Annotated in this window: 14 protein-coding genes; 8 read left to right on the top strand and 6 right to left on the bottom strand. The window is 49.7% G+C overall.

Annotated features, from left to right (window positions below; all coding sequences use genetic code 11):
- Positions 1 to 6: 6 nt before the first annotated feature.
- From AB6B37_RS10900 to AB6B37_RS10925, 6 genes are read right to left on the bottom strand one after another with little or no spacing between them, the layout of a single operon-like run.
- Positions 7 to 1,422, bottom strand: a complete 1,416-nt coding sequence (locus tag AB6B37_RS10900) for a cytochrome ubiquinol oxidase subunit I (protein ID WP_371395821.1) — start codon at positions 1,420 to 1,422, stop codon at positions 7 to 9.
- Complete coding sequence (locus tag AB6B37_RS10905; RefSeq protein WP_371395822.1) at positions 1,422 to 3,167, bottom strand: SulP family inorganic anion transporter; 1,746 nt, start codon at positions 3,165 to 3,167, stop codon at positions 1,422 to 1,424. The genes AB6B37_RS10900 and AB6B37_RS10905 overlap by 1 nt, the downstream gene beginning before the upstream one ends.
- A 41-nt stretch (positions 3,168 to 3,208) precedes the next feature.
- A complete protein-coding gene (locus AB6B37_RS10910; RefSeq protein WP_371395823.1) occupies positions 3,209 to 4,891 on the bottom strand; it encodes a TIGR01244 family sulfur transferase in 1,683 nt (560 codons plus the stop codon).
- Between the two features lie 11 nt (positions 4,892 to 4,902).
- Positions 4,903 to 5,772 (bottom strand): MBL fold metallo-hydrolase, encoded by an 870-nt coding sequence (locus AB6B37_RS10915; RefSeq protein WP_371395824.1) that lies wholly within the window; start codon positions 5,770 to 5,772, stop codon positions 4,903 to 4,905.
- Positions 5,773 to 5,774: 2 nt separating this feature from the next.
- On the bottom strand, positions 5,775 to 6,224 hold the full coding sequence (locus AB6B37_RS10920; RefSeq protein WP_371395825.1) for an ArsR/SmtB family transcription factor: 450 nt from the start codon (positions 6,222 to 6,224) through the stop codon (positions 5,775 to 5,777).
- Complete coding sequence (locus AB6B37_RS10925) at positions 6,221 to 6,916, bottom strand: peroxiredoxin (RefSeq protein ID WP_371395826.1); 696 nt, start codon at positions 6,914 to 6,916, stop codon at positions 6,221 to 6,223. The genes AB6B37_RS10920 and AB6B37_RS10925 overlap by 4 nt, the downstream gene beginning before the upstream one ends.
- 157 nt (positions 6,917 to 7,073) lie before the next feature.
- Here AB6B37_RS10925 and AB6B37_RS10930 point away from each other — a divergent pair, with 157 nt between their 5' ends.
- The 8 genes from AB6B37_RS10930 to AB6B37_RS10965 all read left to right on the top strand — a co-directional run bounded on the left by AB6B37_RS10930 (position 7,074) and on the right by AB6B37_RS10965 (position 11,507).
- A complete protein-coding gene (locus AB6B37_RS10930; RefSeq protein WP_371395827.1) occupies positions 7,074 to 7,703 on the top strand; it encodes a peroxiredoxin in 630 nt (209 codons plus the stop codon).
- A 67-nt stretch (positions 7,704 to 7,770) separates the two neighbouring features.
- The gene (locus AB6B37_RS10935; RefSeq protein WP_371395828.1) at positions 7,771 to 8,196 is read left to right on the top strand and encodes a YeeE/YedE family protein; all 426 of its coding nucleotides are present in this window, start codon (positions 7,771 to 7,773) and stop codon (positions 8,194 to 8,196) included.
- 1 nt (position 8,197) lies between these two features.
- Positions 8,198 to 8,614, top strand: a complete 417-nt coding sequence (locus tag AB6B37_RS10940) for a DUF6691 family protein (protein ID WP_371395829.1) — start codon at positions 8,198 to 8,200, stop codon at positions 8,612 to 8,614.
- Entirely contained in the window at positions 8,611 to 9,117 is a 507-nt protein-coding gene (locus tag AB6B37_RS10945; RefSeq protein WP_371395830.1) for a hypothetical protein, read from the top strand. Before AB6B37_RS10940 ends, AB6B37_RS10945 begins: the two co-directional genes overlap by 4 nt.
- A 17-nt stretch (positions 9,118 to 9,134) precedes the next feature.
- Complete coding sequence (locus tag AB6B37_RS10950) at positions 9,135 to 9,602, top strand: Dps family protein (protein ID WP_371395832.1); 468 nt, start codon at positions 9,135 to 9,137, stop codon at positions 9,600 to 9,602.
- Positions 9,603 to 9,614: 12 nt separating this feature from the next.
- The gene (locus tag AB6B37_RS10955) at positions 9,615 to 10,163 is read left to right on the top strand and encodes a DsrE family protein (protein WP_371395833.1); all 549 of its coding nucleotides are present in this window, start codon (positions 9,615 to 9,617) and stop codon (positions 10,161 to 10,163) included.
- Positions 10,164 to 10,173: 10 nt separating this feature from the next.
- Complete coding sequence (locus AB6B37_RS10960) at positions 10,174 to 10,647, top strand: hypothetical protein (RefSeq protein ID WP_371395834.1); 474 nt, start codon at positions 10,174 to 10,176, stop codon at positions 10,645 to 10,647.
- A 32-nt stretch (positions 10,648 to 10,679) separates the two neighbouring features.
- The gene (locus AB6B37_RS10965; RefSeq protein WP_371395835.1) at positions 10,680 to 11,507 is read left to right on the top strand and encodes a class I SAM-dependent methyltransferase; all 828 of its coding nucleotides are present in this window, start codon (positions 10,680 to 10,682) and stop codon (positions 11,505 to 11,507) included.
- Positions 11,508 to 11,772 lie beyond the last annotated feature (265 nt).

Consider the following 11,772-nt stretch of genomic DNA (forward strand, 5'->3'; position numbering starts at 1 on the left):
GGCCTCCTATTCGGCGGGGTTCATGGCATCGGGATCAAGCGAAGCAGCTGGCGTGGTGCCCGCAGTTCGCGTGACTGTGCCCGGCAATTTGGCAAGCTCGCCCGGTGTCTTGTTCATCATTTTCAAGATGTAATATGTCCCAGCGCCGAAGAGCGCGAAATAGACCACAACGAAAGCGAGAAGCGATGCCGCCACGGCGGGCGCTTCCACGGGCGCAATCGACTCCGTGGTGCGCAGCAAGCCATAGACTGTGAAGGGTTGGCGACCGACCTCTGTTGTTATCCATCCGGCGAGAACGGCGACAAATCCACTTGGCCCCATTACAAGCGCAAACTTGTGAAATAGGCTTGCCTCGTAAAGGCGCTTTCGCCATCTCAGGAATAGGCTGGTCACGCCCACGAGCAGCATAAGCATCCCAATGCCAACCATGACGCGGAAGCTCCAGAAGACGATTGCGACGGGCGGTTGGTCTTCGCGCGGAATTGTATCCAGCCCGGCGAGCGGTGCGTTTAAGTCATGTTTGAGAATGAGCGACGAAGCTTTGGGAATACCAATGGCATATTTCAGCTCTTGATTTTCCTGATCCGGAATACCGAATAGATAAAGCGGCGCGCCCTCAGGATGACTCTCAAAATGACCTTCCATCGCCATCACTTTGGCCGGCTGATGCTCCAGCGTATTAATGCCGTGAAAATCGCCCGCAATGATCTGAATGGGGGCGATAATTGCGGCCATCCACATCGCCATAGAGAACATTTTGCGGGCTTCTTTATTCGTTCTATCCTTGAGCAAGTGCCACGCACCAACCGCCCCGACAACGAAGGCTGTGGTCAAATAGGCCGCTAGAACCATGTGGACGAGACGGTAGGGGAAGCTGGGATTGAAAATGATTTCCATCCAGCTTTCGGGGATGAATTGCCCGGCCTCATTGATTGAAAAACCTGCAGGCGTCTGCATCCAGCTATTCACGGACAGGATCCAAGTAGCCGACAGCAGGGTCCCGAAGGCGACCATGATTGTCGCAATGAAATGCAGCCGCTTGGACACGCGGCCCATGCCAAACAACATGATGCCGAGGAAACCCGCTTCGAGGAAGAAGGCCGTCAAAACTTCATAGGCCATGAGCGGTCCAATGACGGGCCCGGCCTTATCAGAAAAGACGCTCCAATTTGTGCCAAATTGATAGGCCATCACTATGCCAGAGACGACGCCCATACCGAACGCGACGGCGAAAATCTTGCGCCAATATTTGAAGAGGCGAAGATAGGTGTCATTTCCCGTTTTCAGCCAAAGCCCTTCGAGCACCATCAGGTAGCTCGCAAGACCGATTGAAAAGGCCGGGAAGATAATATGAAAAGAGACGGTAAAGGCAAATTGCGCTCTTGCGAGGTTAACTGCTAATTCGCTGACGACAGGTTCCATTAGAGGTAATACTCCACTTCTGTATCAAACGCATTTCCGCAAATCTTTTTGATGGCGTCATGCTGACTGAAAAATACCTCCCCAGTGAGATCATGAGGCAAGTGAGATTTCTCCAACTTGTCCATGACCGGACCTTTCACCTCCGAAAGATGAAAGGTGATTTTGGCGGACTTCAGCCGCTCGTTTATAGCTTCGAGACTCTCCAGTGCGGACAGGTCAATATCATTGACGGCAGAGCACATAAGAATGACGTGTTCGACAGTGTCAGAAGCGAGTGCTCGTTCGTAAATAGCGTCTTCAAGATAGCGCGCATTTGCAAAATATAGGGACTCATCCACCCGAATCGTAACGACGCGCGGGCTTGTAATAACATTGTGCCGATCAACATTTCTAAAATGCTCTGTATCGCGCACTTGTCCGACAATCGCGTAATGCGGGCGTGATGAGCGGTAGAGGAACATCGCGATTGAAATCACAACACCTGCCATGACGCCCGCTTCTACGCCTATGGTGAGTGTCAAAAGGATTGTCGCCATCATCGCGGCAAAATCACTCTTAGAATAATTCCAAGCCTGTTTAATGTCTGGGATATTTACAAGCGATAACACCGCTACAATGATCGTCGCCGCAAGCGTCGCGATTGGTAGATTGTATAATAGAGGCGTCAAAAACAATGTTGCGAGCGCGATGCCGATGGCGGTAAAGCCCCCAGCGGCTGGTGTTTCAGCCCCAGCGTCAAAATTGACGGCTGACCGGGCAAAACCACCCGTAACTGAATAACCTCCGGAAAATGCAGAGGCGATATTGGAAGCCCCAAGCGCGATGAGTTCTTGGTCCGGTTCAATACGCTGGCGCTTCTTTGCGGCTAATGTTTGCGCGACAGAGACGGATTCTACGAAACCGATGATCGCAATAATTAAGGAAGAGCCAAGAAGACTTATCCAAAGCGTCATATCAAATTCAGGCGCCGCAATAGGCGGAAGACCTTTTGGTATATCACCAACAATTTTGACGCCTTTATCTTCAAGACCCAAAAACAGAACGGCCAGGATGGACACGACGACGGCGATGACCGGGCCAACACGGGCGCCAATGCCTGCCAGCTTTTCGCTTAATCCCATTTTTCTCAGCAAAGGTTTTAGGTTTCCGCGAACCCAAAATAGAAAGACTGTTGAGATGACGCCGATTATTAGAGTTGGCATGTTCGTTTCGGGTATTTTTGAGATCAAAGATTGGCCGATTTCTAACAAGTTATGCCCGGTAACTTTTACGCCCAAAATATGTTTGAGTTGGCTTACAGCGATCAGTATTCCCGATGCTGTGATAAAACCGGAGATAACAGGATGGCTTAAAAAGTTAGCGATGAAGCCAAGTTTAAAAAGCCCCATAACAAGAAGCATCACACCTGAAATGAGCGCTAGCAGTATCGCAACGGCCAAATATTCCGGAGAGCCTTGCGCCGCCATCTTACCTGCTGCCGCGGCCGTCATTAATGAGATGACAGCGACAGGGCCGACCGCCAGCGCTTTACTCGTTCCGAATATGGCGTAGGCAACAAGCGGCAAAATACTGGCATAGAGCCCCACTTGAGGCGGTAATCCAGCCAAGAGAGCATAGGCCAATGATTGCGGAATGAGCATGATAGTTACAATAACGGCGGCAATGCCGTCATTGACGAAAGTCTCGCCTTTGTAACGACGACCCCAATCTAGAATCGGGAAGTAACTTGAAAGTTTAATTGACATTGTTCATTCCGCTAAGCGCATGGCTGAGACCGATAGGTGCGCTACTTTAGAGTGATTTCTGGTTTCGCAAGAAATTCCTTACCCTTGAGCATTTGGTTCCAATAGACATTGGGAAGAAGGCTATCTTTCATAAACCAAGCGGCGCGGGTGGCCTTGGTGCCATTGAGCATCCAAGTTGGGAGAGAGGGCAATAGTTTTCCGCCATATCCAAATTCAGCCAGCACGACTTTACCTTTCTCAACCGTTAGCGGGCATGCACCGTAGCCATCATAGTTGGCGAGTGCATTTGAGCCTTCCATTTGCGCGATGATGTTACTGGCCACAATTGGAGCCTGTTTGCGCGCTGCAGCCATTGTCTTGGCATTAGGCGTGGATCCAGCGTCACCAAGCCCATAGATATTTGGATATTTATTGTGCTGTAGAGTGTGTTGATCAACGTCCACCCAACCCGCTTCATTGGAGAGTGGGCTGGCTTTGATAAAGTCAGGCGCTGATTGCGGCGGGCACACATGTAGCATGTCAAACTTGCGCTCCACTTGGCTTTTATTGCCATCTGCATCTGTTTTTTCAAACCAAGCTGTCCTGTTTGGACCATCGACTTTGACAAGTTGCTCGCCGAAATTTAGCTCTGCTTTATAGCGCTTCACATATTCCATGAGTGCGGGAACAAAGGCTTTGACGCCAAAGATGGCGCCGCCTGTGTTGCAAAATTTTATATTTATTTTGTCCAAGGCGCCCGTTCTGCGCCAGTGATCTCCGGAAAGGTACATGGCCTTCTGGGGCGCTCCGGCGCATTTTATGGGCATAGGCGGTTGTGTGAAAATGGCCGTGCCTGATTTCAGGCCTTGAACGAGCTTCCATGTATAAGGGGCAAGGTCATATCGATAATTCGATGTGACACCATTTTGACCCAGCGTTTCCGTCAAACCCTCAATCTTATCAAAATCAAGTTGAAGGCCAGGCGCGGTCACAAGCATGTCATAACCTATTATGCGCCCATCAGACAAAGTCACAGTGTTATTGTCAGGGTCAAAAGTAGAAACGGCTGCTTTGATCCATTTTGCCGCCTTGGGCATTAGATCTTTCATGGACCGCCGGGTCTTTTCAGGAGAGAAAATGCCCCCGCCAACCATGGTCCAACCCGGTTGATAAAAATGCTCGTCCTTTGGTTCAATAATGGCAATGTCGAGTGAAGCTTTTCTTTTCAGCAAACTTGCTGCTGTTGCGATGCCTGCTGACCCGCCCCCAATAATTACGATTTGGTGTGTCTCTGTCATGTTTTCCCCATTCACTTTTTTCGTTTTTGGTTGATTTGAATTTAGGGCCTCACGATGTGCGGAGAGATCATATCCTGCCGCCTTGCCGCGCGTGATGACATCATTGGCACTCCGTTTGCCGATTTGGGTTTTGGCCCATAGGTTGCTGGAGCGTGTCCCTGTTCTGCAAAATGCGAGGGTTTTTCCGCCGTTTTGCAATAGCGCTTTATCGAAATCAGAGACATTCGCAGCGCTCATCTTACCCGGAAAAACTGGAATATAATGATAGGTCAAACCTAACTCTTTTGAGCGTTTAGCTAATGTTTCAGATCGCGGTTGTCGCGGCGCTTCCCCATCAGGACGGTTATTAATCACGGTCGTAAAACCCGCCGCTTTAATGTCCTTCATATCCGCAAGCTTTATTTGACCGCTCACAGAGAGGTTTTCTGTCAATGATTTCGTTTCCATCCGACTAGCTCCTAAACAGCGTTCAGCGGGATTTTCAGATAACGTTGCCCATTTTCCTCCGGCTCCGGAAATTCTCCCGCCCGCATATTGACTTGGACGGACGGCAGTATCAGGCGCGGCATACTCAGCGTTTCATCGCGCGTCGTGCGCATTTCGATAAATTCATCACGGGTAACGGATGAATTGAGATGAATGTTCTTGGCCTTCTGTTCAGCGATCGTGGTTTCCCACGCATAGTGATCACGGCCTTTCGCTTTATAGTCGTGACAAAGATACACGCGTGTTTCATCCGGCAACGCATAGAGTTTTTGCACAGAGTCGTAGAGCGTTCCTGCATCTCCACCGGGGAAATCACAACGCGCCGAGCCATAGTCGGGCATAAAGAGTGTATCACCAACAAAAACCGCATCACCGACATGATAGGCGATGCAAGCCGGTGTGTGCCCCGGCACATAGATAACATCGGCGTCAAGACTTCCAATCTTGAAAGTCTCACCATCCTCGAACAAGTGATGGAATTGACTGCCATCCCGTTTGAAATCATCGCCTTCGTTGAAAAGACTTCCAAAAACTTTCTGAATGTCAGGGATATGCGCACCAATAGCAATCTTGCCGCCAAGCTCTCGTTGAAGATAGGGTGCCGCAGAAAAATGATCGGCGTGAGCGTGGGTTTCCAATATCCATTCAACATCCAATTCACCTTGCTTGATGAAGGCAATGACTTCGTCTGCAGAGTCTGTTTTTGTGCGTCCCGAGCTTGGGTCAAAATCTAACACTGAGTCGATAATCCCGCATTTCTTAGTCGCAGGGTCGGCTACAATATAAGTGACGGTAAAAGTGGCCTCATCAAAAAATGAGATGACTTCTGGTTTGTTGCTCATGTCTAGGCTCCTTTCTTGGAAGTGGTCGCAAAAATGCTGAATCCGCGCTCATCAGATGATGACGGCCCTGATTTTGTAAATTTAGGCCTCGGGTTGAATGCAATGGGTGCGTTTGCGTCGGCACGCGGCGATACTGATGGGGCTTGGCGAGTTTTGCCACTGCGGCTTGCCTCACAAATGGCTTCAATTAAGACGCGCATTTTCTCATTCGTCAAAGTGTAAAACACGACTTTAGATTGCCGGCGTGGGGAAATGATATTGGCTTCACGTAAATGCCCTAGCTCGCGCGAGAGGGTGGGCTGGCGAATGTCTAACTCTTCTTCAATATCACCAACGGACATTTCACCATCCAGCAAACGGCATACTATGAGGAGGCGGTTTGGATTGGCGAGTAGCTTAAGCTGTGAGGCAACTTCAGGCGCTTTTTCAATCATGTCTTTTTGGAAGCTCATGATTTTGGCTCGTCTGCTTCGCCTATATCGTTGGCGACTTTGCGATAATACCAAGCTTTGTTGCCGGAGTTATCCAGCGCGTCATTAAAAAGGCAGGGTGGGTTATATAAAACGTCATCACCGGGCTGCCATTCTGCCGGAACCGCGACATCTTCTTTCACTGATAGCTGCAGGCCTTTGAGCAGGCGCAATAACTCTTTGACGGAGCGGCCGACAGCGAGCGGGTAATGTGTGAGAGCTTTTAGCACGCCATCCGGGTCAATGACGAAAACTGAACGGACTGTAGCTGTGCTGGAGGACGTTTGGTGGATCATGCCGTAAGCTGTTGAAACAGCCATTGAAACATCTTCAATGACAGGGAACGTTACCTTCACGTCAAATTTTGTTTCAATGCTCTCAAGCCAGGCAATGTGAGAATAAACACTATCTACAGACAGGCCAATAAGGCTGCAATTCAGAGATTCAAAATCCGACATGGCGTTTTGAAAGGCGATAAACTCCGACGTGCAGACAGGTGTAAAGTCGGCAGGGTGCGAGAACAGGATCACCCATTGGCCTCGATAGTCTTCGAGAGCCCGCGTGCCTAGCGTTGTCCGCGCGGTGAAAAGGGGCGCTGGCTCGTCGAGCTTTGGCCCCCGCTGCGCGCTTGGGTCATATCCGTCAAAAGGGGCGCTATTTTCAGGTAATGTCACACTGATCTCCAACAACTCGAATCTATGAAACGGCTATAAACTATTTCAATATACAAAATCAATAATTAAATTAAGTAAATTGTATATTGACTTTAAGCATGGGCGCTCTTAACTCAGAATAACAAGCGGCTTCACGCATTTATGAAAGGATATTGACATGAGTTTACGCATCGGCGATGTAGCGCCTAACTTCACAGTAGAAACAACGACCGGCGAAATTGATTTCCACGATTGGATTGGCGATAGCTGGTGTTTCTTCTTTTCGCACCCCGCTGACTTCACGCCCGTTTGCACAACTGAAATGGGACGCACGGCACAACTCGCGGGAGAATTTCAAGCGCGGAATACAAAGCCGCTCGGGCTTTCAACAGACGGCGTTAAAGAGCATTTGGCGTGGATTGAAGATGTCAACGACACGCAAAATACAACGCTGACCTTCCCAATCGTTGCCGATGCTGACAAAAAAATCGCGCAGCTTTTTGATATGATCCACCCAAATGAGAGTGACACAGCGGCTGTCCGGTCTGTCTTTATTATTGGGCCTGATAAGAAGATCAGGTTGACCATGACTTATCCCATGAGCGTCGGTCGTAATTTTGATGAAATTCTGCGCGTTATCGATGCGCTGCAAGCCAGTGATAAAAACGGCATTGCGACTCCTGCAGACTGGAAGGTTGGAGATAAAGTCATCATCCCGCCCTCTGTGTCGAATGAGGCAGCGGCTGCGAAGTTTCCGCAAGGCTTTGACGAGATACGTCCTTACCTCCGTTATACAAGCATTGGCTAAGCTCCCCTTTAGCCAAACTTCCCCTGGCATCCCTCTCTCTGTCAGGGGATTTTTTTAGGATACGGAAATGGAAAACTTCACACCTATATCTGCGGCTCTTGGCGGCGCAATGATTGGTTTGTCAGCTGTTTGGTTGATGGCGAGTGCGGGACGCATCGCAGGCATTAGTGGCATTTTGGGGGGCGCTCTCCAGGCTCCCAAGGCTGATAAGTTGTGGCGATGGACTTTTTTGCTGGGCCTCGTTCTGGGGCCATTGCTGGTTGGGCTTTTTAAGCCATCGACACTTCAGGTAAACTTTCCAACAACTGGGCCTTTATTGATCGTTGCGGCTGTCCTTGTCGGTATAGGCACACAGATGGGAAATGGATGCACGAGTGGTCACGGCGTTTGCGGGAATGCGCGTCTCTCTATGCGCTCTCTCATCGCCACACTGACATTTATGACGACGGGCGTTTTAACCGTTTTCATAATGCGCGCCCTCGGAGGCTTGTAAGATGAAACTACCTCTATCAACCTTCCTTTCAGGCCTACTTTTTGGCGGCGGCCTAACCGTGTCTCAAATGGTGAACCCTTCAAAAGTGATTTCATTCTTGGACATTACCGGCAATTGGGACCCAAGCCTCGCTTTTGTCATGGGCGGGGCCTTAGTGGTTACATTTATTGGCTATCGTTTGGTGTTAAAAGGCAAGACACCCTTATTTGAAGATCGTTTTCGTCTGCCCACCCGCAAAGATATTGACGTCCCCTTAATTGCCGGGGCGGCGCTGTTTGGCATCGGGTGGGGCTTAGCGGGTCTATGTCCGGGCCCAGCACTTGCGAGCGTTAGCTTTGCTGGTACGAACGCCCTGATATTTACAGCTACGATGATTTTGACAATCATGGCCTATAGATTGATGCGGGCGAGATCGTGAAGCGAGTTTTACATTTAGGTCTGACTTTGTGCGCGGGCGTTTCAGCCGTGGCCTGCTCGCAACAAGGCCGCGCCCCTGAAGTTTCTCAACGTGAGAGCGCCGGCCTCGCCGAAATTCCTACAAATCCTGACACGCGGATTATTGTCTCTCTGACGGCGCAGCAGCGTCTCCATGTTTTAGAGGAGATGAATCAATTCCTCCTCTCAACGCAGGAAATCGTAGAGGGCCTATCGTCAGATGACCCTGAATTAGTTCAAAGCGCCGTTGCTGACAGCTTAGGTCGCAATCAAGGTCAAAGCCAAGGTCAGGGTTTAATGAAAGGGGCTTTGCCCTCTGAATTTAGACAGATGGGGTCGGCCATGAAACAGGAGTTCAAAAAAGTTGAAACACTCTCCAAGAGCGGAGCGGATAGCGCTCAAATACTTGAGCAATTGAGTTCAACCCTGATGTATTGCCAGTCCTGCCACGGAACTTATCAAATTCACCTCACAGAGGCCCCTTAATTCAAACGGAGAATACAATGGACATCAATATCGGTATAGACACCACCTCAAGGCAAGCTTCTGCTACCGCCTTGTCGAAACTGCTTGCGAGCACTTATACGCTCTACTTAAAAACACATGGCTATCACTGGAATGTTGAAGGCCCTCATTTCCAACAATTACATATCCAGTTTATGGAGCAATATACGGAAATGTGGACGGCCGTTGATGAGCTTGCGGAGCGTATTCGTGCGTTGGGCCATTATGCACCCGCTTCTTACGCTGAAATGTCGAAATTATCTGCTGTCACAGAAGAGACCCAAAGGCCCGATTGGCGGCAAATGGTGATAACATTAGCCACTGGGCATGAGCAGGTCGCAAAAATAGCGCGAGATGTCCTTCGCACAGCTGAAGAGGCCAATGATGACGCCACGGCGGACGTGGTTGCCCCTCGAATTACGCTCCATGAAAAAACGGCGTGGATGCTACGCGCGACTGCAGCTTAGAAAGGTCTTCTCATGAAAATTTCGAAAATCCTCATAGGCGCATTCGCGTTATCTGTGATCTCATCTTTCGCCTATGCCGATGATACGGCTTTTCACAATGGGACGGTGATTACAGGTTTCGGCAAAATCGCGACCATCGACTCTGATATGCCACTGCCTAAAAAATTGAAATTAAGAGTGAGCTTTGATGTTGCCGCGGCTGGCACACCGGGCGCTGTGAACCGGAAGTTGGATAGCCTCGCTCGTTTTATTAATATGCACGCTGAGGCGGGCGTAGCTCTGAAGAATATGGATATTGCTGTGGTCGTACATGGCGGGGCGTCCAAGGATTTAACGCGCAAAAATTATTACGCGGCGCAATATGCAGGCGCTGAGATTAAAAACGCGGAATTGATTAAGGCCCTCGTTGAGAATGGCGTCGAAATCTATCTCTGCGGGCAGTCCGCTGTTTATCACGATATTGATAAATCAGACCTGCTTCCAGGCGTTAAAATGGCATTGTCGGCCATGACCGCGCACGCCTTACTTCAACAAGACGACTACACATTAAACCCGTTTTAAGGAGGCCGTTTTGAATATCAGACAACAACTCATTTGTGTGATGACTTTCGCCGTCGCGCTGACAGCCTGCTCTCAAAGTGACAGCTCCGCTCAGGTCTCGGTGCAGGCAACTGACAATGCCGCCCCTGTATTGACGGTGATTACGGAGCAGGCACCTGAAACGCAGCTTATGGCTTTGATACTCTCTAAAGCCGCAGTCGATCAGGGAAGCCCTGTGCAAATCCTCCTTTGCGATAAAGGGGGAGATTTGGCGCTGAAATCACCGCCGACTCTATCACAACAACCTTTAGCGCCAAAAAATATGAGTCCCGCCGGCCTGCTCTCCAAACTCATCAATAGCGGCGTGAAGGTCGATGTCTGCGCTATTTATCTGCCCAATCGAACATTTGGGGAAGACGCGCTCATAGACGGTGTTGGCGTGGCAACGCCGCCGGAAATAGCCGGATATTTTACTCAAGTCGAGACAAAGATTTTGTCCTTCTAAAAAAATGAATTCAATGAGGAATGCTTCTAGCTATGGACAATCAACAACAATCAGAATTTTGGAATGGTGACGCTGGGGAACGCTGGGTCACCTTCTCTGACCGCTTAGATGCCATGTTAGGCCCATTCGCAGAGCTCATCCTTGAGGCGTCAAATATTAAGCCTAATGAGACTGTCCTCGATATTGGCTGTGGCGGCGGGGCTTTATCTTTGCGCGCAGCACAAAAGGCTCAGTCCGTTCTTGGAGTAGACATATCAAAACCCTTGATTGCACTCGCGGAAAAGCGGGCGGCGGGACACGCGCAAACGAATTTTCACTGTGAGGATGCCGCAATGATTTCATTAGATGAAAAACGTGATGTTGTCATGTCACGGTTTGGCGTGATGTTCTTTTCTGACCCAGTCAGCGCTTTTGCCAATATTCGCGAGCAAGTAAAACCTAATGGCCGCATGGTGTTTGCCTGCTGGCAGTCCCCCATGAAAAACCTATGGGCCAAAGCGCCGCTAGAGGCCGCTATGCCATTTTTTAAAGAACAGCCTACGCCGCCGGAGCCTCACGCCCCTGGGCCGTTTGCTTTTGCGGATTCTGAATATCTGACAGACACATTGATGGATGCGGGCTGGAAAACCGTAGAACTGACAGACTGGACAGGCAAAATAAGATTGCCGGGAGAAGATGTTGAACAGACGGCAGCTTTTACAATGGAGATGGGCCCACTGTCCAAGATCATGAAAGACCAAGATTTGGACGAAAAGCGCGTTCAATCGGCTTTAATCGAAAAACTGAGCGACGCCGCCAATGATGACGGGACTGTTGATATGCAAGCTTCCGTCTGGATCGTGAAGGCTGGTGTCGGATAGTTAGGTCAGCTTTGTGAGTGTGACTTTCCCGCGTGACATTTGAATGAGACCTGACTTTTCCAAAGTCTTGAGCTTACGGCTATCCTGATTGGATGTGCCAGCTTTTATGTCTCATTTTGACTTTGATTGTTCGCTCTAGGGCGAATACGGATATGCGGGCTTGGTCAATCGAGTTGAATATATTCTGTAAGCAGGTTGCAAAGTTCACTTGGCGGTGCGCCCGTTTCTATAATCGCTGCCTGTCATGCCATTCGCAGAGGCGAAT

Origin of the sequence: Fretibacter rubidus, from assembly GCF_041429785.1 — a bacterium.
Lineage (GTDB): Bacteria > Pseudomonadota > Alphaproteobacteria > Caulobacterales > Maricaulaceae > Fretibacter > Fretibacter rubidus.